Source organism: Solibacillus merdavium (genome assembly GCF_014836935.1).
GTDB lineage: Bacteria > Bacillota > Bacilli > Bacillales_A > Planococcaceae > Solibacillus > Solibacillus ferritrahens.
In genome coordinates this window covers 1-22,745 of record NZ_JACSPW010000005.1, presented here as the reverse complement: position 1 = coordinate 22,745, position 22,745 = coordinate 1, and the positions used below count along the sequence as shown (strand labels likewise).

Below are 22,745 nucleotides of genomic sequence, written 5' to 3'. Positions count from 1 at the left end.
AGTTTTAATTATGAATTTAATAATAAATCTTCTGGGTTTTCAATCATTTCTTTAACTGTTTTTAAGAAGCCAACAGAATCTTTACCATCGATGATACGGTGGTCATAAGATAATGCCACGTACATCATTGGGCGGATTTGAACTTCACCGTTAACAGCTACTGGACGGTTAACGATTGAGTGCATACCTAAAATACCAGCTTGTGTACCGTTCATGATAGGCGTTGACATTAATGAACCGAATACACCACCGTTTGTGATTGTGAAAGATCCACCAGCCATGTCGTTTAAGCCTAATTTTTTGTCGCGAGCTTTACCTGCAAGCTCAGCGATGTTTTTCTCGATTTCAGCGAAGTTCTTAGCGTTAGCATCACGAACTACTGGTACTACTAAACCTTCTTCAGTTGATACCGCGATCCCGATATCGAAGAAGTTGTTTAAGTGAATTTCGTCACCGTTAATTTGAGCGTTAACGTATGGATATTTTTTAAGTGCTGCAACTACTGCTTTTGTGAAGAATGACATGAAACCTAATTTGATGTCGTTTGCTTTCACGAATTGTTCTTGTTTACGTTTACGTAATGCCATGATGTTAGTCATGTCGATTTCGTTGAATGTAGTTAACATTGCAGTTGATTGTTTAACTTCTAATAAACGTTTTGCAATTGTTTGACGACGACGGCTCATTTTTTCAACAGTTACACGATCAGTGTCAGCTGCTGGTGTGAAGATCATTGGACCATTTCCAGCTGGAGCTGCTGCTTGAGCAGGTGCTGCAGGCGCTGTGCCATGAGCTGCTACGTCTTGAACACGTACACGACCTTGAGGATCTACTGGAGAGATCGCTGCTAAGTCAATGCCTTTTTCACGAGCTAATTTACGAGCTGCTGGTGAAGCAATTACTCGCTCACCTGAAGTTTCTTCAACTGCTACTGGAGCTGGTGCTGCTGCTTTAGGAGCTTCTTCTTTTGCAGGTGCAGCAGGTGCTGGTGCTTCCTCTTTTGCTGCAGGTGCTGGAGCTGCGCCTTCGCCAGCTTCAACTACCGCGATTACTTGTCCAACTAATACAGTATCGCCTTCTTCAGCTAAAATTTGAGTTAATACGCCTGCTTCTTCAGAGATGATTTCAGCGTTTACTTTATCTGTTTCTAATTCTACGATGAATTCGCCTTTTTCTACGCGATCTCCAACTTTTTTAACCCACTGGGCAATTGTGCCTTCAGTAATTGATTCTGCTAATTCAGGGACTTTAATTTCAGCCACGTTCATATCCTCCTTTTATTACGCTATACAGTTATTGTATAGCAAGCTACCCCTACCTTATATAGAAGTAGCTTGGGTATCAATCAATCGATTATATTATTTTTCAAGTGCTTCATTTACTAATTTCGCTTGAGCTGCTTTATGTGAATCGCCATCACCTTCAGAAGTTGAGCTCATTGCAGGGCGACCTACATAGCGAACTTTTTTGCCTTCAGCAATATCATATAATGTTTCAAGAACATAAGTCCATGAGCCTTGGTTTTTCGGCTCTTCCTGTACCCATACAATTTCCTTCACATTCGGGAAGCGAGCGATAATATCTTTCACTTGTTGTGCAGGGAATGGGTAAATTTGTTCAACACGAACGATGTGCAGGTGGTCAAAACCTTCGCCATCTTTTACACGCTCTGCTAAATCTATCATTACTTTACCTGTTCCAAGTACTACTTTTTCTACAGACTTAGGATTTTTACCTAAACCTGGCTGTTCAATAACTTCCTGGAATCGACCAGTAGCTAGTTGTTCAGCTGTCGCTGCAGCTAATGGGTGGCGTAGTAGTGATTTTGGAGATACCACTATTAATGGGCGTACACCTTCAGTACCTAATAAAGCAGCTTGACGACGCAATAAGTGGTAGTAGTTACCTGCGTTAGAGCAGTTTGCTACGAACCAGTTATTTTCAGCTGATAATTGTAGGAAACGTTCCATACGGCTAGATGAGTGCTCTGGACCTTGACCTTCATAACCATGTGGTAATAGAAGTACGAAACCAGATTTTTGTCCCCATTTAGAGCGTGCACTTGAGATGAAGTTATCAAACATTACTTGTGCCATGTTTGCGAAGTCACCGAATTGCGCTTCCCATACAGATAGTACGTTTTCGTTTTCTAAATTATAACCATATTCAAATCCTACAACACCCGCTTCTGTAAGTGGTGAGTTGTAAACTGTGAATGAAGCTTTTGCACCTTCAACATGGTGTAATGGTGTGAACTCAGCGCCATTGTTTTTATCGTGTAATACTAAGTGACGTTGAGAGAACGTACCACGCTGTGCATCCTGACCAGTAAAACGAACCGGTGTGCCGTCTTGTGTAATTGTTGCATATGCTAATGTTTCAGCATGACCCCAGTCAATTTTACCTTCAGTAAATGCATCACGACGTTTTGCTAAAATCTTACCTAATTTGTTTTGTGGTTCAAAACCGTCACCAAATAAAAGTAAATCTTCGTTCACTTTAGCTAAACGATCTGCATCAACTTTCGTGTCAATCTCAGGGAATTCAATTTTTAATTCTTCAGGCATTTCAGTCGATAAGTGCTCGTCTTTTTCTGCCATTGCCTTAACATGATCGTAAGCAGCTTGCATTTCAGCATAAATGCTTGAATCCAATGCCTTTACTTCGTCTGCAGATAAAATACCTGCTTCAGCTAACTGTGCACCATATAATGCACGGATTGGCTCATGTTTTGCTACTAATTTATATGTTTCAGGGTTTGTTACTGTCGGATCATCCGTTTCATTATGTCCGTAGCGACGGTACCCAATCAAGTCAATAACGATATCTTTTTTAAACTTAGCACGGTATGCCGCTACAAAACGACCTACAGCTGCTACTGTTTCAGGGCTATCTGCATTCACATGGATTACAGGAATATCATACCCTTTAGCTGGATCTGATGAGTAGTTTGATGAACGAGAATCATGCAATTCAGTTGTGAAACCGATCATGTTGTTCGCGATAATCTGTACAGTACCACCAGTTTTAAAGCCTGCTGTTTGAGAGAAGTTAAAGCCTTCTGTTACAATCCCTTGACCTGCAAATGCTGCATCTCCGTGAAGAATAATACCCATTGCAGAAGATGGATCGTGCTTAGCAACACCCGGTTCAGAAGTATCATCTTGTGCAGCACGCACAGAACCAATAACAAGTGGATTTCCTACTTCTAAGTGAGATGGATTGTATGCTAATTTCACATTCAAGCCAGAATCATGTGTGTAAGATGCACCCATATGATACTTAACGTCACCTGTCCAGCCTTTTGTAATTTGTAAACGGCCGTCTTCTGGTAAGAAAAGATCATTCGAAACGTGTGCGAAATCTGAAAACATCATATCGTATGGTTTTTTCAGTACGTGAGTCAGTACATTTAAACGACCACGGTGAGCCATACCGATTCGTACATTTTTAACACCATTTGATTCAGAAGCTTTAATGATTTCATCTAATAAAATGATTTGTGTGTCTAAACCTTCTCCAGAGAAGCGCTTTTGACCAACGAATGTTTTATGGATGAATTTTTCAAAGTTTTCAATACGTGTTAAACGTTCTAACACGGCTTTCTTTTCATCTGAAGTTAGAGACGCTTTAAAAGCTCCTCCTTCAATTTGTGCTTCGATCCAAGCACGCTCTTCCGGGTTTTGTAAATGTGCAACTTCTACCCCTACTTTGTCTGTATAAACAGATTTCAAGTAATCAATTGCCTCTTTACCGTTAGTAACGCCTACAGGGACATTTGCAAAAAATACTGATGCAGGAATGGCCTGAAGATCTGCTGCTGTTAAATTGAATACGCTTTCTTCAATGCGTGAAGTATCTAATTGACGATTTTTTAATGGGTACAAATCTGCTGCTAAATGACCATATTCACGAATAGATTCTGCCAATTTAACTGCTGCTAATACTTTTTTGTAGTCTCCAGTACCTGCTACAGCTGCTGTTGCAGCTGGTTGTTGACCATCCGCGAATACAGGACCACCGTAAGCTTGGAATAACTGTACTAATTCCGGTTCAACTTCTTCAGGAGATTGCAGGAATAAGTCGTATTGCTCTAATACATAACCTAAGTTAGGACCAGAGAACGCAGACCATGGAGAACCTGCAGGTAATACATTGTTCGACATGAAAATAACCTCCAAATTTTGCCTTATGGCTGTTCCAATAATTTACTTAGGAAGAAATAATTTTATATACCACAATATTAAAATTATTATCTTCCCTATGTTGATAATAAAGTATCACTTTTTTATCTACCAAAATAAATCAAATAATATTTTACCACTCTTCCACACAGACTAAAAGCACATTATAAAAGGGGGAAGAACGTTTTTTCCATCTCAATCTTACTACTCTTCACAAAAAATACAACTCTTTTTATAAAATTAAGCATATTTTTTCTTGAACTATTGAAATAATAAATAGATTGACTAAAATTATTCTATTTTTTGTGGAATTTCAGGGAAAAAATAGTGCCTTTTTGTAAAGTACTCTCCACCTTCATCACGATTCGATACTTATCGACAAGCATTTTCGTAATGCTTAGGCCGAGCCCTGTACCAGCAACTTCATTTGTACGTGATTCATCGACTCGATAAAAACGATCAAAAATATACGGTAAATGCTCCTTAGAAATCCCGAGCCCATTATCTTCTATAGTAACTAATATTGTTGAGTCCGTATCGCTATAAAGAATGCTTATTTGAATAATTGGTGCATTGCTATTATATCGTATACTATTACTCATAATATTTCTAAAGATTTGCGCTAGCGCATGTTCCGTTACTGCAGCATCCGCCCTCTGTCCTACAACAGATAAATCGAATTGTACATTCGGATAGAGTTGTAGCAATTCTTCTTTCACCTGTTCATAAACTTCTTCTATATTAGCTGCCGCAGATTCGTCAGCATCTTCCCGGCGAGCCAATTGCAATAATTCTTCAATCATCTTTTTCATCCGCGTAATTTCGGTTAAAGATGTATTTAATGATTCCATCATAATTTCCGGGTCGTCTTTTCCCCACCGTTTAATTAAAGATAAATGTCCTTCGATAACTTGAATAGGTGTCCGGAGTTCATGGGATGCATCTGCAACGAATTGTTGCTGCTTTGTAAACGATATTTCAAGCTCATTCATCAACGTACGATACATCTGAAGCAATTCCCCTATTTCATCATGTGCTGAGTAATCGAATTGTGGCTGTGCTTTAAACCCATTATTTCTCACTAAATGCATTGCATCCCTAAGTTGGACAATCGGTTTTACTAATATATTGGCTAAATAATAACTGATCGTAACAGAAAAAAGCATTGCACCCAATCCGATGATTAGGATTGTTGTCAGTATATAGTTCATCATAGAATTGAATGTCGTCAATGGATGAATGAGCTGCATGATTCCTTGAAATTGTCCGATCTGAACGGCCCTGTGGATGACATATCCTTCTGTACCGTCAATTGATTGTTTCTCTATAATAGTTGAAAAATAATTCATTTCTTCAACCGGAAAATGTGCAGCAGGTGTTACATCATTTATACGCATAATTTCAATACCATCCAAATTAAAAATACGTACAGTTTGTTCTTGGGTCAATATTGCTTTCATTAAAGCAGAATTATTTTGCAGTTTCTGTATTGTAACAGTGTTCTCCTGTGCTTCAAAAAAAGTGGACATATCATCTATCGTACGGATTGCATTTTTCTCTTCATTGTTTATAAGCCAAGTTTGTAATGCAATATACAGTACAATTGAGATTAGTGCGTAGCTGATGAAAATTGTTACTCCTACAGCAAGCATCCACTTTGTTTTTAATGATAGATGTAATTGTTTTATATACCTTTTTTTCATCCGCGCATCACATATCCTACCCCACGAACAGTTTCGATATACGGGTCATTGTTTGATTGAAGTTTCGTACGTAAATGCCGAATATATACATCGACCACATTCGTTTCTACTTCTGAATCAAAGCCCCAAACGGTTTCTAAAATGAGCTCACGAGTACATACATGATTTTTATTTTCCACAAGGAGCTTTAATAAATCAAATTCCTTCCGAGTTAACTCGATCTTATTCTTTTCAAATACCACTTCATAAGCGTTCACATCAATCTCCAAATCACGGACAATCAATGTTTTGGAAGCATGAGTATGCTTTACCCTTCTTAATATAGAACGAATCCTAGCAAGTAACTCCTCAATGGCAAAAGGCTTCACAATATAATCATCCGCCCCCGCATCAAGTCCTGCAACTCGGTCCATCACTTCGTCACGTGCAGTAATTAAAAGAATCGGTACATCACTTGTCTTTCTTATTCTGCGGCATACTTCAATCCCATTTAACTGAGGTAACATCACATCTAGTAAAATACAATTAAACATTTCACTTTGCGCTAATTCAAGACCAGTTCTCCCATCATATGCGACCATCGTTTCAAATTGTTCGTGCTGAAGTTCTAGCTCCAAAAAACGAGCGATATTCTTTTCGTCTTCAACAATTAATATTTTTTGACTCATGCCTTTCCCTCTTTCAATCAAATAAAATCTATTATTACTATCTAGTGTACCATTTGTATTTGAGATAAAAAAAAGATACGGAATAATATTCCGTACCACCTTTAGCTATTATGTTAGACGTCGCTTATACAATATTGATATTGTGAGGACTGTTTTGCCTGATATAATGCCTGGTCTGCCAAATCTATGAGATCATCCAGGCATTCACTATGCTGCGGGTAAATGGAGATCCCAATTGAAACAGTTGGAGAGAAATGGACCCCTCTTATTCTCCATCCGATATCCAGATTTTCTTTAATTCGATTCATTATTTGTTCGATTTGAATAACACGCTCTGTTTCGGAATTTGATAAACCTGTAAAGACGATTAAAAATTCATCACCGCCTAATCTAACGACTAAATCTTCTTGTCGAACACTTTTTACGAGAGATTTGCCAAACTGTTTTAAAAACTCATCTCCTACATCATGTCCATGTAAATCATTTACTTGTTTGAAGTTGTCGCCGTCGAGATAAAAGATTGCAATGCTCGTATCGGATAGAATTGCCTCATTTTGAATCATAGGGAAGTCTTTATAAAGTTTTCTGCGATTGCCAAGTTGCGTTAAACTATCATGATAAGCTAAATAGGTCAACTTATCTTCCAGTTCTTTGCGCTCGGTAATTTCTCTGGATACCATCACGATTTCCGAAATTTCATGCTGCGATAAATCGAGAGACATCGTATAACTGCCCTCAGTCCAAATTGGACTATTATCCTTTTTATGTAGTAGCAGCTCGATTTTCAGTTCTTTTACTAAATCAATTTCTTTTGGGTTTAACGCTTCTTGCCATATCCCCATACTTTCAGGCATTAGCAAATCTTCGTACGGAGTGCCAATTAATTCAACCTCTTCGTAACCTAGTTTCCTCAAATATGATGGTGACGCATATTTGATTTTCCCAAAACTATCCGTAACTACGATAAAGTCGTTCGTATTGTCTGTAATAGCACGGAAAATGTGTTCGATTTTGTATAACTCGGACAGCAGTTGTTTTTCCGATGTAATGTTATATTGCACAGTGAAAAATTGTTCGATTTTCCCTAGTTCATTTTTTAATGGCACGATTGTGGAATCGACCCAATATATTTCCCCGTTTTTCTTACGATTACAAACTTCATCCCGCCACACATTTCCCTCTTTAACAGTGTTCCATAAATTTGTGAAAAACTCTTTGTTATGGGTGCCAGAATTGAAAATATGATGTGTATTCCCAATAATCTCTTCACGACTATAGCCTGTATTTTTTATGACACGTTCATTAATATCAGTGATTACGCCATTCACATCGGTAAAAATAACATCCGCTACGGTACTGATTGCATTTTTAAACATTTCCAAACCATGTGATGCTGTACGCAAAGCTTGCTCTTGTTTAATAAACTCTGTGATTTCGTGCAGCATAATAAATACAGCTATTGTCTCATCATTACTTGTCAGGGAGGAGAAGGAAGCAGTAAAACATCGACGCTCATTATTTTTATCAATAAAATATAGCATCTTCGATTGAATACTTTCCCCGTTTTGAACCCGATTTATATATTTTTTGAGAGTTTTTACACTTTTACTATCCATAAATTTCATATCAAACAAGGATTGACTATGAGCTTCTTCCATACAAATACTAAATTCATGAATAAAAGTAGGATTTGCTTCGAGCAAATGCATGTCATTGGATACTAAAAGTGTTGATATAAATGAACTGGAATGTAATGAGCGCATGAAAAGATATTTGTCTTCTAAGTCACGGCCGAGGGAAACTTCTTTTGTAATTGCCAAAATATAAGTTTTTTCATTCAAAAATACAGGTATTGATGTCGTACGCTGCTTTCGAACTTCCATTTTATCATACGTATAATCTTCGTATTCCATTTGTTTTTGATTTTGTAAAGTCAAATTGTAGTTTTGAATAATCGTTTTCGCTAAATGGGAAGGGACGACTTGTTCTAATAACTTGCCGGTAGGATTAACGTTAATTAAATCTATAGCCGTTTCGTTAACAAAAATATAGCGGTACCCATCATTTACTCTTTCCATAAAGAAAACCGCATCACTACTATTCTTGAATAACAAATCCAATTGATTTACGGAAAAAATGGCGTTCATTGCTTGCATCCCCCTATAGCACTTTTCACTTTGTAATACTTATTAACTTGTTTTCTGCAAAAATATTACATTTATCATATTGTACTTGCTCTTCTGACATAACACAATTAATAAACTCTATTTTATTACCAATATATTCAATATCATAATACCCTACAATAGTAGCATTTCCTATAAGAGCAAGTGTCCATTTATCATTATATTGTGTAACCGAACACTGAACGAAGCCACCCGGATTATAAACCGTAATTAAATTATCCGAAACAATGTTCTCCATTATAGAAATTAATGCTGAAGCAGTCATTGCAGTTCCACATGCATTTGTAAAACCTACACCACGCTCATACGTGCGAACGAAAATTTCATTGTTTGATATAGGTAGCACATAGCTGACATTTACACCATCCGGGCAATAGTCATTATCCGAATTTAAAAATGCAGCTAGCTGCTGTTGATGGGATGTATTTTCAATATATTTTTTGTCCACAATTCCAATTAAATGTGGATTGGGAACAGAAACAGCTGTAAAAGGTATTTCTTCAGAAAATGCCGGGATTCGTTCATGGTGCAATTCTAGCTTATCCTCTAAGAACATTGGCAAAGATGATAATTCAAAAGAAATTGGGGAAATCTCTACTGAATAAGTTGGTAGCTGCTCAAAAATAGGAGCCTCTTTTTTAACTGCTAAACAAGCATGCATCGTTTCGATAAGCGCTTCATCGACTTCCAATTTTTCACATACATGGCGCGCAACACAGCGTAAGCCATTGCCGCACATGGAAGCTTCCGAACCATCCGCGTTTATTACACGCATTTTTGCATCGGCAATATCGGAGGGCAAAACGAGCAACAGTCCATCTGCTCCTCCATTTATAGAAGGATCACATAATTGCTTAGCCATGTTCACAAAATCAAGCTTATCGTCATATAATGCTTCGTATAAATAAAATGTATTTCCTGAACCGTGAACTTTAACTAATTGTACTTTCATTCTTTCGCCTCACCTTCTCATAATTACTATATTATACTTTGACAAAAAACAAATTGTCATCAATATTATTATTAATTAGAACATTCAGAATATATAGACTAATAGTAGAAAAAAATGTTTTTTTCGAGCTTGAAAGTTGCGTCAAGAGAATATATTATAATAAAATGTAGATATAATTCTTATTTCGATATTGTTTTATTTGTCTAGGATAGAGCGAGACCGGCAAATTATGTTCCATAGTTTAACGTCAAATTCTTTTAGGTAAGATCAAGTTCGAAATGACTACTGCCTTATGATAAAGAACCTTTTAGCATTAGAAGATTATTTACACTAATTTCTTTTCTACAGGCTCTACCATTTTCTTCTTAAAAGGAGGCGTTTCACATGTTAAAACAAAGAGATCTTCAAGAAACTGCAGAATTATACGAGTTATTACGTCATCCGTCTGTGTTTCCGTTCGTTCGTCAAAAAGCAACTTCCGCTGAGGAGTATTTATTTATGACAAAACAATTAATCGAAGAAGAGCAAAATGGCCAAACAATCTCACGCACAATCGTCGATGAATGGGGCGCTCCAATCGGTACAATTAGCATCTTTGATATTCAGGATGGTGCCGGATTTTTAGGTACTTGGATTGGCAAACCATTTCAAGGAGTAGGCTACAATCAAAAAGCAAAGCTGGCATTTTTAAATGAGTTGTTTTTTGATTACGATTTCCATACAGTATTTTTACGTGTACGGGAAGAAAATGGCCGATCGCAGGCAGCAGCATCAAAATTACCTTATGTAATTGATGCTGAGGATACAAATCCCCTGCTTTTTGAAGAAATCAATCAAGGTCCTACTAAATTCCGTTTATTTAAAATACCAAAAGACCTGTTCTACTTAACAACTGCTCACACTCAAGAGGAAGCAGAAGAACAAGCAATGTAAAGCAATTCTTTACACTAACCTATAAACTTAAAGCGAAAGGCATTCTCCACATTGTTGGGACGCCTCTCGCTTTTTATTTTTCGTATTGTGTAATTAATCCGACCATTTCCTTCGGTGTTTTAGGATGTTCAACCTCAGCCATATGGTCAATCATTTCATCTGCCATTGCAGAAAGGTGATTGATGGCTTGTAAAAACGATTCTTTTGTCAATTTCTCTTCATCTAATACTTGTGCGAAACCCTGTTTTTTAAACAGATTTGCATTTAATATTTGATCCCCACGACTTTTTGCAGCTGATAGAGGAATAAGAAGCATCGGCTTATGCAATGTTAAAAATTCGAATATTGAATTAGAGCCTGCTCTCGATACGACATAATCTGTTGCATATAACAAGTCCGGCAATTCATTCGTCACATATTCAAATTGGCAATAGCCCTCCAGATTATCAAATGACGTATCCTTATTCCCCTTGCCACAAAGGTGAATGATTTGATAATTTTCGAGCAATGTCGGCAAGTTGCTTCGAAGCGCATCATTTATTACGACAGAACCTAAGCTGCCCCCCATAACAAGAAGTACCTTTTTATCCGAAGTAAAATTGCATAAGGCTAAACCACGTTCGCGGTTACCTTCAAAAAGTTGTTGGCGGATAATCGAGCCGGTACATGTCGCTTTATCGCTCGGTAAATGTTTCATAGTCTCTTTAAATACGGTAAAAATATGAGATGCGAATGGCAATGAAATTTTATTTGCCAAACCTGGTGTAACGTCAGATTCGTGTACAACGACCGGAATATTCGCCAGTTTTGCTGCTATGACTACCGGAACCGACACAAAACCACCTTTTGAGAAGATTACAGTCGGTTTTACTCGCTTAATAATAGTAAAAGCCTGTGTGACCCCTACCAACACTTTGAACGGATCTGTAAAGTTCTGCATTGAAAAGTAACGGCGTAGCTTCCCACTTGCAATACTGTGATAAGGCAATGTTGGAAATGCATTTCCTATAAGTTCTTTTTCTATACCTGCCTGCGAACCAATATAATGTACTTTATATCCTGCTTCTAATAATGATGGAATGATTGCCTCATTTAATGATACGTGACCGGCTGTTCCCCCACCTGTTAAAATAATTGATTTTTCGTTCATAATTTTCTCCTAACAAAGCAAATGTCATTTTTTATATTTTATGCATCAAGACATTTCAACATGCTTCGATAAATATCATATTATTTAGTCTGCCATTTAATTTACGTTAATTTTTTCTTAAAATAGTTTTTTTATACGTATTCTCAACGTATATTCATATATCCCATTTATTATCATTATTCTCGAAAAGTATTTTTTGGGAATTCACCACAACTTATATAACGATTTTGCACCGCTTTATTTTAAAGCAAATATAAGTATACCGTTAATTGTAGCACAATTGAAGCCTATATAAAATATTTGCGTTAAAGTTAAACATATATCACCCTAATTCAGTATGTATAATTTAAAATAATTATTATTCACATAAACTATTATTACGATGCCAGCGTTACTAAAAATCCATTTTGGTTTCTTGGAACTTATACATGTTATAAGAACAAAAAAGTACATCACTTTATATAAGTGATGTACTAATAATTCAAGATATATTTATTGTGTTTACTTTTTAATAAACTGCTGTGTCCAAATGTGGCCATCTTTAACATAGCCTACACCAATATGCGTGAAATTTTTATCTAGAATATTTGCACGATGTCCTGCTGAGTTCATCCAAGCTTCTACAACTTGCTCTGGTGATTTTTGACCTTTTGCGATATTTTCACCTGCAGCTTTGTACGAAATATTCAATGCTTTTAAACGATCAAATGGGCTGCCAAATGTCGGTGAAGTATGAGAGAAATAGTTATTGTTTTTCATGTCCTGTGATTTCTCGCGAGCTGCTGCCATTAATGGTCTGTCTATTTGTAAAGCATTTAAACCATTTTTAGTACGCTCAACATTTGTTAATTCTACTACTTTCTCTTCAAATGCCGATACTTGATTAGTTGTAGCATTCGTTGTTGTTGTTGCTTGTTCTGCTTTTGACGGCGTTACATTAGTAGAAGGAACATTTGACGTTTGCTCTTTCTTTACTTCTTTAACAGATGTATTTTTAACTGTATTTGATGATACCTCTTGTTTTTGAGGTGTCTTTTTTTGAGAGTTATATTTTTGATTCAGCTTCAATTTATATTCTGCTGCTGATTGATAGTAGTTGATTCCTGTAGTTGTTTTGCCCCCTTCGTTTGCGTTAGCATTCGCAACGGGTGCTTGTGTTGCAAAAAGTATTACTGCACAAAATGGTAATATTAATTTTTTCATTTTGTACGCCTCCTTTCGTAATCCCATCGTAAATGAAAAAATTATAAAAAAATGGCCTATAAATTGGTAAGTTGTCCATCTACCAATTTATAAGCCTTATAATCTTAAATCTCACTTCATTTTTCCTATAAATTTATCCAATTCCCTCAAACATTGCATTGGAAAAGGTATTGACGAGTTATTGTCCAATAATTTCCACGTCTTTTATATTCTCTCCGATTATTACGAGTCTTGGTGCCATCTTCACGTATTCCGGCAGCCATTGCACCATACCGTACGCATATTGAAACAGCATCGGGTTTTTAATCCCTTCAATCGGCACATACCCCTTCATGCGGTAAACCGTTTCCGGCAATTCCCGAATCCAATCTTCAAACTGTTCCTGAGTGAAACTAGTATCAAAATGTACTAATCTAGAGCCTAAATTGAAGCTTTCACCAATGCGTGCCGATACTATGTCATCCTTTGAAACACGGGCTGTCGATTGCATATTTTGCAATAAGTTAAGTGGAACACGACCATTCGTTGTTTGTAAGATGAACGCTTTAGAATTAAAACTTTGCAGCTCATATACAACTTGAGCTTGTTCAGAATCTGTCAGTAAATCTGTTTTATTCGCTAATATTAAGTGTGCATGGCGAATTTGCTCCATAAACAACGAGCGCACTTGTGGAGTTAAGACAGCGCGATCTAACCATAATCGGCTATCAGCAACTGTAACAATTCCTTTTATATTCAACTGTTCTGCAAATAATGGTGAATATACGGCATCAAGTGCTTCTACAGGATGCGCAGCGCCTGTTGTTTCAATAATTAACACATCAAATTGTTGATCATGTAAAAGCGATTGAATTTGCGCCTCGGTCTTTTCTGCACCACTACAGCAAATGCAGCCTTCTAGCATTTCCTTTAATGGGACATCGGATTCTACGGCTTGTGAGTCAAAAGGCAACTTGCCCAACTCATTCATAATTACGGCTGGTTTTAATCCGGCTTCCTTCAATTGACGGATTACATCTGTTAACATGGAAGTTTTGCCACTGCCTAAAAAGCCACTAAATAAATAAACATCTTTCATATTTTCACTTCCTATAGTAATGGGCTAGCAATAAAGTGAGTTCCACTTTTTACTAGCCCATCTTTTGTATTAGTCTGTTGTTGCTTCAGGCGTTACACCTAAAAGTTCTTTCGCTTTTAAAATTTGCGGATCTTCAGTTTTCAGCTTTTCACTAATGGCATCCATTAATGCATAAGTTGTATCCCCAGTTAAGATCCCCGTAATTTCAAGCTCATTTTCTTCCTGATACGCTTTTAATGCCGCTTCAGTCGTTTCATCAAACACAGTGTTCACTTCGCCTGGGTCATAACCCAATACTTCTAGAATACGTTTTGCTGTTTCTACCACTACATGCTCAGTACCTAATTCATAAGTTTGATTTGGGTCAATATATGGCAGTGACGCATAATCTGGATAATCCACTTTCACATCAGGAGAGATACCTTTTTCATTAATCCAGTTTCCATCCGGTGTCAGCCATTTACCCGTTGTGAATTTTAAGTTAGCGCCATCTTCCATGTAGATAACTTCTTGCATTGTCCCTTTACCGAATGATTTTAAGCCGATGATTTTAGCATTTGCCGATTCTTTTAATGCTCCTGCCAAAATTTCTGAGGCCGAGGCACTTCCTTCATCGATTAAAACAGTTACAGGCAGCTTATATTTAGAGCGATTATCGGCCATCACAATTTGAGGCTCTAAATTGCGCTCTTGGATTTGTACGATTGTTTTGCCTTGCTCAACGAATAAGTTCGAAATGTCGATAGCTGCTTTTAAATACCCACCAGGATTTTGGCGAACATCTAAAACGATTCCCTTCATTCCTTCTTTTTCAAATTCAATCAATAGTTTTTCAAGCTCTACAGCAGTGTTTTCACTAAATGACGTAATTTGAAGGTGAGCAATCCCTGATTCATCCAAATCACCATATACGGTTTCCACAGGAATATCATCACGTACCAGCGTCAGGTCAAAGCTATCCGCTTCTCCACGTTGAATTGTTAATGTCACCTCTGTGCCTTTTTCTCCACGAATCAGGAGTACAGCTTCAGTAGAGCTCATTCCTTTTACACTTTTGCCGTCAACTGCAAGCACCATATCTTTTGGTTGCAAACCTGCTTTTTCAGCCGGTGTATTTTTAATTGGAGAGACAATCATAATATAGCCATTTCTCTCTTGAATTTCTGCACCAATACCTTGGAAGCTTGAAGAAAGGTTTTCGTTAAACGAGCTAGCCTCTTCTTTATTCATGTAATCTGAATAAGGGTCACCCAATGCATCAAACATTCCGTTTATTGCACCATATACTACTTCTTCTTCATTTACGTCTTCAAAATATTTTTGTTGAAGAGCATCATATGCATCATATAACTTTTTGAATTCTGGACGTTCCTCAGTCTTCACTTCCACAACCTTTTGCTCACCGAACGTTAATGCAAAGATAGTTAAACCAGCAGTACATATAATTGTTAGGAAAATGAGCATAATGAAAGCAAATGGTTTCATACGTAAATATTTACCAGCAGGCTTTTCAGATTTGACTTGCTGCTCACTTTGTTCTGTTTGTTCTTCATCTCTTTTTTGTTCATCCATTTCAATTTCACCACTCTCATTTTTACACTGACTGATGTCACACTATATCAATAATATCAGTTTAGAGGCGACTAGAAAAGGACAGACGATAATTTTTTTATTTTGTTTCCTATATAATATAAAAAAAACAGTGGGTAACGCGAAAATGCGCTTCCACTGCTTGCACTTTATTCAGCTATTGTCGCTTCTTTTAATACTTCATCCGGGATTTTGATTGTATCTACCTCATCAAACTTCGAGTAAATAACATTAACATCACTTTCGATCGTTGTTTCCTGACCTTCTATATTAGTAATAATCTTTAAGTCTAGATCGATTTCCTTCGTATCAAATGTATCTTTTGCAACTACTATATTATACTGGGAATCTTCAAACTTCATGTTCTCTAAAATATCACCTGACATGTCCATGGATTCACCTAAACTTGCACCCATTTGAGATAGAATAAATTGTTTAAACTCATCCCCCTGAATATTTAAGGTTAATAAGTAATTTTCATCATCTTGTTCAAATGTAAACTCATCTATGAATTGCTGTAATTGTTCTAATTGTTCTGTTGAATTTGCCTGTGCCCCAGCCTGTGCCATGATTTGTTCATATTGTTCATCCGGCAGCTTAATCCATTCATTTGTTTCGCCATTCAACATGTAAAAGCCATCTTCCTCAGTCATGTACATCTCCATTGGCATTTCGAATTTTTCGCCACCCATATCCATATCAATAGTACCTTTTGTATACATTGCCATAGGGTTTTGTTCGATGTCCATTGCTAAATTAGATGAACTTGTCAGTTGCATTGTTTCGCTGTCCATCTTTAAATTCGTTACTTGGTCCATCGTTGTTTCAGCATGGACACTTTTTAAATTTTGCTGGCGTTCCATTGCTTTTTCATATACTTGCTGCAAAGTTAAGCTTGCTTCATCTTTAGTTCCTTCTACTGGTTCCGCTGTATCTCCACAACCTGCCACCACTGCAATTGATAGTGTACTCATAGCCAAAAAATATCTCTTTTTCAAATTGTCCATCCCCTTTAAAAAAATAAACTACTTACAGTATTTACCCTTATTTAAACATTTTTAGCGGATATTATGGATATTCGGTACATTTGACCATCATTTAATTACAAAAATGTGAAATAAGAACCGAATACGATTGGGTAAATATCAATTAAATGTCATAATTAAAGAGTTGGAAATGTCCATCCCCAACTCTCTTTGTGTTGATATCGAAGCTTAACGACTTGTTTCAAATTTTTATTTCATATTGTTCTTCGATAAACTTATGTAATTCAACATAAGTTGCAAAGGCAACACCTAAAACGATTTCATTTTCATCGGCCCCTGCTGTTATCGAATGGTTTTCATTATAAATATGAAAATTGATAGGTAATTTTTTTAAGTCTTCATGGATATTATGGGCAGCTTTATTTCTCCAATGGTTAAGCAGTCTTAAATTTTCATATAATTTTTGTTCGATTAAACCCATCGAATAGACAAAATACAATTTCGTTGAATAATTGGAATCAAGAATAGGGATATATGTTTCCCCCTTATTCTTTTTCGAGAAATCCTCGACGCCAAAAGCTTTAGCCTTAATTAAACTATTTATCGCATTTTCACAAAAAAGGTGCACTGTAACGATGTTTGATAATGGATCACTATTATTCATCAATCTCTGTACAAAAATCTTCCCAACTTCTTTACTCATCTTATCACCCCTTTTCATTCATTATTTGAAGAAAAGGGGATTTCCATAACATCAATTTCAAAAAAATGCGATAATGTATAAACATAAAAAAGGCGCGAAGGATGAAACCTTCTGCGCCGAAATCATTCGATGGCTAACCGACCATCAATAACTAGTATTGCCAACTATCCTGAATTTATTATTATTTTTTTGCTGAATTTTAGCGATTCAAGACACAATAGAAAATCAATTTTCTCCTGTCTTCTTTTTTAGTTTAAACTTTTTATTGCGCATTCGGTCGACTAGGAAGCCGCCTCTAAATGATTTAGGTTCATACGAAATAATAAATGCTTTCGGTTCAATTGATTCTACAAGATTGAACAGTTCTTTTTCACGATTTCGTTTTGCCAAAATTTCGTATTTAAATCGGTCGCTGTCACGCCCTTGACTAATATATGTCGTAATAGCAAATCCATTATCTCTTAACATGTCGATCAATTCCTGATTTTTTTCTTGCGTATTAATCGTAACAGAAACATAACCAACTGCCAGCTTACCTTCAATCATTGTTCCTAATGGTATCCCAAGTCCAAAACCGAGTGCATAGACAAGCATCGCTATGAAGTTTTGATCACCACTGAAGATGATGGATAAAGCAAATACATTAATTAGCACTTCTAAAACCCCAAAAATTGAAGCTAGAAGTCTCATATTTTTTACTAGGAAAATCGTTCGCAATGTCATTAATGGTACATAAACAAGTTGTATTGCCAAAATTAGAAGTATTTCTTGCATGTTAACGCCTCTTTCAATTAAATATTTTCTATACTTCTACCCCAATATAATTTTTATACTCATATAATTTTAATAGCGTAGCAGAAAAAACATAATAAATTGCGTAAAAGATATATGTAACGTTGGTAATCAGTACTTTGATTATCAACGAGACTTACCTAAATTTAATATTATTTATCACTTATGCAATATATTAATAAAAGGCAACCTCAGTTTTAATACTGAGATTGCCTTTTTTTTACAGGAAGGATTTAATTGATCAACACATGTGAATCTAAATAATAAGATTACATATTTTCAACAAAGGCCATTAACATTGCCTCTTCATCAAGAAACCATTTTTTCTTTAATTGCGGTGAATGATGTGGATTATCGTTCTGAAGATAAGGTTGGGAAATAATGCTTTTAGCTACTGGTGCCATAATTATTTGATTAAGGATTTCCAAAGGAGATGGATATTCAAAATATATATTTAAGCTAGGGTGCGGATTATCATTTCTCCACTTAGCGAATTCTTGAGAAAAGTTCTTGTGTTCCGGCATTTTAATCTGTTGAAATAGCTCTAAGGGCAATATGTTTTTTGCCAAACAATAAAGACCATGTGCAGGTACACATAACCGTTTTATCGCCTTATTAAAATCTGCGCGCATATATCCCGAACAGAAATCTTGTAAATGTTTTCCCATTGCTTCTACATCTTCATCTTGTAAAGCAATGAGAAATGCAGCTCCCGAACGCTCCCATTGCGGTTTCTTTGTACCAACAAATTTTTCTGCAGCATCAAGGGCTTTTTTCATTAGTGTTTCATCTTTATACCACATTGCCATTAAGAGATTGCTTATCACAACATAAAACGGGTAACCATTTTTAGTTAAACCCAGCTCATTTGGAAGAATGCGCTCCATTACCTCATTGTCCCCGCAAGCGAATGCCTCTAAAATATGTAAAGTGTTTCGGCAATGGTCGTACCCTCCACTGGATCCCGGAAGTAATTGATAACGCATTTGCTGGAAAATTAAATCATTCAATTTTTGCCAGTCTTCCTGTAATAAGCACTCTTCCAGCCAATTATCGTAATTGGTTTTGATGAGTCCATATGACATTGATTTGATAAGCTTTGCTAATACTTCGTTATTTTCTTTAGTTGCTACTTTTGTTTTATTTATAATCTTTTCATAATTTATCATACACTGCTCAATGTATTGAGTATTATCCATATCCATTTTTCACAACCCCGATTCCAAACTTTCTCATTTAAAAATTTCTTCAATCTTTAGTGTAACTCTCTCCAAACAAGTCTCTTTTAAAAAAACGGTTTCTTTGTCGTATTCAACGTAATCAGTAGCAAGATATTTCGAAAACCTAAAGCCTTTCTTAATTAAATCTTTCGCATTTTCAATTGAATACCAATGCGTTAAATCTTCAATATTGGAACAACTACTAAACCAGTCTTTACCACCTTGTTTATATCTTTCGTCAAACCCCATTGGCAGATCTTTCGTTTTACAGTTTTCAATTTCGGCGAGGGTTAAAACGAAGTCCCCTTTTTCGTTATACCAAAGCCCTAGCGTTGGAATGGTACTCTCTAATCTGTATAGCCATTTTGGTTCCATGCAACCTATCCTCCTCTTTCTAATGCATTTCCTCCGCCGTAAAATTAGAAAAACGATTGCAAGAACGCAACCGTTTTTTTAGTTCAATTATTTTTGCTTTAATTCGAATGATTCATATCTTTGAATAAACGCTGATATATGAGCACGAGTTAAAATTTGGTTAGGCTTATATTCAACGATTGATGTAGCAGTAGTAATTCCATTATCTATGAAAAATTGAATAGCTTCGTTTTCACTTACTTGTTTACCTAAATGGTATGATACGATCAATTGCGCTAATTTACCACGTTTAATGCCATTCTCAGCTTGAGCTCTAGATTCTTTGGACTTTTCATTTGCCAGTACAGGCATTTTGTATTTTTCCGCCATGTTGTATATACCACTTCTGCTCCAAGACGAAGTGCCTTTTACATTTGCTAATTCATCTTTTTGAGCATAACGGAAGAAGATTGTTAAGAAGTGAGCTTCCGTTAAATGTCTGTTCGGTTGTAGCTGGGTTTCGTATTTCTTAGTTTTTGCGTTCCATTCATCATTGTATCCTTTAATTAAGCCTCGATCGATTGCCCAAATCATATCATCTTTCCACCAGGCTGTAGGGTTGAAATCAGCATACTTTTTAGTATAAGCAGCGTAGTCCGGTTTTGTTACCTCTGCTGGAGACGGTATTGGTAATGTTGTCATTTCCGGGTACTCTAAATAACTTGAAGCTACATACCCCTCTGACCCGTCACTTCTTTTTACTGGATACCAAACAAAATGGTTTTTCTTCGTTGAAACTTCATCATATACAAATGGACCAGTAATGGTAACCATTTCGCCTTTATTTAAAGTACCCTTAATATTATCATTATTCGTAGTAGGTGTTGACCTAAATTTTGGATTAGCTGTTGCACTTACTTTTTGATTCGTTTTAAAAAAATACTTTGATTCAGTTAATGGTAAATCAAATTTATAATTCAGAGCTGAAAATTTAATATTTTCCTTGCTGTTAGAGTCATATTGGAAATGTTCGCGTTTAAATGGCAGTTCCTTTAAGTTTATTAATTCTGATTTCTTAACAATTCCAAGAATTTTTTCTTGATAGGCATTAACATTTCTTTCACCAGTTGCTTGTACAATTGGACTATTTACTGGCTTAGTCCCGTTATAAGCCATGATAGCGAAATACCAATGTTCCAATACATCTCTTTCCCCACCGTTGATGCTAGGCAAATCCTTGCGATTAAACATTTTATCCAGCGTCTCTACGCCAGCCTGAATATTATAGACAAGATCACTTTTTAGCTTCTCTTGATCGTAGCGCGCTTGATTGGTAATTTGCATAAGACCAATTCCATTATCAGCCGTCACAATCGCTTTGCCATTCTGATCAAAATGTCGCCAATTTCCACTTTCACCTTCCGCTACCGCCTTCACAATTTCAGGAGGCACATTATATCTCAGTGCTGTTTCGGTTAACAAACAGTTCATTGTGGAATAGTCTGGGTTTACCTTTGATGATGTATCATACTCACATGTATCCGCAAATACATTTTGATTTATATTGATAGATAGGGAGAGTGCACCAATTGCAACAACACTAATCAATGGTTTCAATATCTTTTTCATATGTGATTATTACACTTCCTTTTATTTTCTAACTTGAAAGATTCAGTTACATGTTACCATAAATACCCTATTCGAGATAGTATGAAAATTCAGCGATTTTTCTGTTACTCGATACACTGAATGTTTCCTATCAAAATTTGATACTATTCAACAAAAAAAGAGTAAAGCTTTCATTCGATCAATTTGTCCTTTGTATACTGTTAATTTTTTCATTAAAAGTATACATCTATATAAACCATTAACTTCCTATGTTACAATTTTAACGCGAAAAAGTATTAACATAGTTTTATCAAAAGCTGATGTTTTAGGAGGATAGTATGGAATTTCTATTAGTATTTTTAATTTTACCTATTATCATATATACTGTTTCATCAATAAGTTATTTGTTATTTAAAAAATGGTTCATCGCTCCATTAATAGTATTTAGCGTATTAACAATACTTACGTTTACAACATTTGGTGAAACATTCTTCTTTTGGGTGATTATTTTTACGATTTTCTCGATTATCACTAGTATTATGAACACTAAAAAAAGTAAAAGGACTCGTGCATAACGCTACATACAAGTCCTTTTACTCTATCATCCTGGCGTACATTAAGCACCATTATTTGGGTTGGCTTACTCTTTAACTTACTACTATATACCATAGATTCTATTCTATATTGGAAAACTTTATTTTCAAGGACTCCCTATTGATTCAAAAATATCGCCATCCGTTGTTTGTACTTTCAATGGTTCGTTTATTTCATATAGTCCTATCTGTATAAAAGGAACTTTATCATCATCCCCTCCATCTACAAATTTCAAAATTATTTCTGTCGCCCCTCGTTTACTTACATTTTCCACTTCAATTTCTTTTCCGAGGTATTTTCCCCCTAATTGTAAAGTGATTGCTTTGCTTCCTTCAGAGATAGTGGAAATTCGGTAACCTTCTTTGTCTACAGGAGCAGCGCTTGCCTGTTCAATAATCCAATAGCCATCTTCTGAAAATATGGCTATCCCGATTGTTGCAAAAAATAGGATAGGTAAAAGGAACAAACTAATTTTATCTTTTCTATTAAGAGATTTTGATTTAATCTTCGGGATTAATAACGGTAACAGCAATGTTCCTGCAATACTAACTACAAGAAATCCTACTGCTAAAAATAAATAACCCATTCCTTCGAATCCTCCAACCAAGAATAGGCTGTATGCCACAATCATTCCCGAAAAAAGAAAAGTGATGACTGGTGCTAAATAATATTTGCCGCTCCTTTTTGAAGCAATAAAAACAAACGCAAAAAATATAATACCTAAAAACAATCCAACCAACATGACTAAATAGATCAATTTAACACCTCCCTCTATAAATGTTGATATATCAATGGCTCACGCCATTTTTGAGTGCCAAAAAATTTTTTTCGAAATGTATAT

19 protein-coding genes are annotated in these 22,745 nt (G+C 36.0%); 2 read left to right on the top strand and 17 right to left on the bottom strand.

What is annotated here, in order from left to right; all coding sequences use genetic code 11:
• Positions 1-8 precede the first annotated feature (8 nt).
• The 6 genes from odhB to dapF form a co-directional block, all read right to left on the bottom strand.
• Positions 9-1,262 (bottom strand): 2-oxoglutarate dehydrogenase complex dihydrolipoyllysine-residue succinyltransferase, encoded by a 1,254-nt coding sequence (gene odhB, locus H9632_RS06790; RefSeq protein ID WP_191703361.1) that lies wholly within the window; start codon positions 1,260-1,262, stop codon positions 9-11.
• A 96-nt stretch (positions 1,263-1,358) separates the two neighbouring features.
• Positions 1,359-4,166: a 2-oxoglutarate dehydrogenase E1 component gene (locus H9632_RS06785; protein ID WP_191703360.1), complete on the bottom strand. Its 2,808-nt coding sequence runs from the start codon at positions 4,164-4,166 to the stop codon at positions 1,359-1,361.
• A 314-nt stretch (positions 4,167-4,480) separates the two neighbouring features.
• The gene (locus H9632_RS06780) at positions 4,481-5,887 is read right to left on the bottom strand and encodes a sensor histidine kinase (RefSeq protein WP_191703359.1); all 1,407 of its coding nucleotides are present in this window, start codon (positions 5,885-5,887) and stop codon (positions 4,481-4,483) included.
• Positions 5,884-6,555, bottom strand: a complete 672-nt coding sequence (locus tag H9632_RS06775) for a response regulator transcription factor (protein WP_191703358.1) — start codon at positions 6,553-6,555, stop codon at positions 5,884-5,886. Before H9632_RS06775 ends, H9632_RS06780 begins: the two co-directional genes overlap by 4 nt.
• A 113-nt stretch (positions 6,556-6,668) precedes the next feature.
• The gene (locus H9632_RS06770; RefSeq protein WP_191703357.1) at positions 6,669-8,702 is read right to left on the bottom strand and encodes a sensor domain-containing diguanylate cyclase; all 2,034 of its coding nucleotides are present in this window, start codon (positions 8,700-8,702) and stop codon (positions 6,669-6,671) included.
• Between the two features lie 25 nt (positions 8,703-8,727).
• The gene (gene dapF / locus H9632_RS06765) at positions 8,728-9,693 is read right to left on the bottom strand and encodes a diaminopimelate epimerase (RefSeq protein WP_191703356.1); all 966 of its coding nucleotides are present in this window, start codon (positions 9,691-9,693) and stop codon (positions 8,728-8,730) included.
• Between the two features lie 384 nt (positions 9,694-10,077).
• Here dapF and H9632_RS06760 point away from each other — a divergent pair, with 384 nt between their 5' ends.
• Entirely contained in the window at positions 10,078-10,626 is a 549-nt protein-coding gene (locus H9632_RS06760; RefSeq protein ID WP_191703355.1) for a GNAT family N-acetyltransferase, read from the top strand.
• A 73-nt stretch (positions 10,627-10,699) separates the two neighbouring features.
• Here H9632_RS06760 and H9632_RS06755 read toward each other — a convergent pair whose 3' ends face one another.
• The 10 genes from H9632_RS06755 to H9632_RS06710 all read right to left on the bottom strand — a co-directional run bounded on the left by H9632_RS06755 (position 10,700) and on the right by H9632_RS06710 (position 21,331).
• Positions 10,700-11,776: an undecaprenyldiphospho-muramoylpentapeptide beta-N-acetylglucosaminyltransferase gene (locus H9632_RS06755; RefSeq protein WP_191703354.1), complete on the bottom strand. Its 1,077-nt coding sequence runs from the start codon at positions 11,774-11,776 to the stop codon at positions 10,700-10,702.
• 501 nt (positions 11,777-12,277) lie between these two features.
• Complete coding sequence (locus tag H9632_RS06750) at positions 12,278-12,979, bottom strand: CAP domain-containing protein (RefSeq protein WP_191703353.1); 702 nt, start codon at positions 12,977-12,979, stop codon at positions 12,278-12,280.
• Positions 12,980-13,157: 178 nt separating this feature from the next.
• Entirely contained in the window at positions 13,158-14,057 is a 900-nt protein-coding gene (locus H9632_RS06745) for a CobW family GTP-binding protein (RefSeq protein ID WP_191703352.1), read from the bottom strand.
• A gap of 69 nt (positions 14,058-14,126) precedes the next feature.
• Positions 14,127-15,629, bottom strand: coding sequence for a lmo1851 family serine protease (locus H9632_RS06740; protein WP_191703351.1), 1,503 nt, complete (start codon positions 15,627-15,629; stop codon positions 14,127-14,129).
• A 167-nt stretch (positions 15,630-15,796) separates the two neighbouring features.
• Positions 15,797-16,645 (bottom strand): DUF6612 family protein, encoded by an 849-nt coding sequence (locus H9632_RS06735; RefSeq protein ID WP_191703350.1) that lies wholly within the window; start codon positions 16,643-16,645, stop codon positions 15,797-15,799.
• A 229-nt stretch (positions 16,646-16,874) separates the two neighbouring features.
• The gene (locus tag H9632_RS06730) at positions 16,875-17,336 is read right to left on the bottom strand and encodes an RND transporter (protein WP_191703349.1); all 462 of its coding nucleotides are present in this window, start codon (positions 17,334-17,336) and stop codon (positions 16,875-16,877) included.
• A gap of 225 nt (positions 17,337-17,561) precedes the next feature.
• Positions 17,562-18,110: a DUF2179 domain-containing protein gene (locus tag H9632_RS06725; RefSeq protein WP_191703348.1), complete on the bottom strand. Its 549-nt coding sequence runs from the start codon at positions 18,108-18,110 to the stop codon at positions 17,562-17,564.
• Between the two features lie 287 nt (positions 18,111-18,397).
• Positions 18,398-19,333: a hypothetical protein gene (locus H9632_RS06720; protein WP_191703347.1), complete on the bottom strand. Its 936-nt coding sequence runs from the start codon at positions 19,331-19,333 to the stop codon at positions 18,398-18,400.
• Positions 19,334-19,360: 27 nt separating this feature from the next.
• Positions 19,361-19,723 carry a hypothetical protein gene (locus H9632_RS06715; protein WP_191703346.1) on the bottom strand — a complete coding sequence of 121 codons (363 nt, stop codon included), beginning with the start codon at positions 19,721-19,723 and terminating at the stop codon, positions 19,361-19,363.
• An 87-nt stretch (positions 19,724-19,810) separates the two neighbouring features.
• Entirely contained in the window at positions 19,811-21,331 is a 1,521-nt protein-coding gene (locus tag H9632_RS06710; RefSeq protein WP_191703345.1) for a transglycosylase SLT domain-containing protein, read from the bottom strand.
• Positions 21,332-21,648: 317 nt separating this feature from the next.
• Here H9632_RS06710 and H9632_RS06705 point away from each other — a divergent pair, with 317 nt between their 5' ends.
• Positions 21,649-21,885, top strand: a complete 237-nt coding sequence (locus H9632_RS06705; protein ID WP_191703344.1) for a DUF2651 family protein — start codon at positions 21,649-21,651, stop codon at positions 21,883-21,885.
• A gap of 125 nt (positions 21,886-22,010) precedes the next feature.
• Here the strand turns inward: H9632_RS06705 and H9632_RS06700 are convergent, their stop codons facing one another.
• Complete coding sequence (locus H9632_RS06700) at positions 22,011-22,661, bottom strand: YesK family protein (protein ID WP_191703343.1); 651 nt, start codon at positions 22,659-22,661, stop codon at positions 22,011-22,013.
• Between the last annotated feature and the right edge of the window lie 84 nt (positions 22,662-22,745).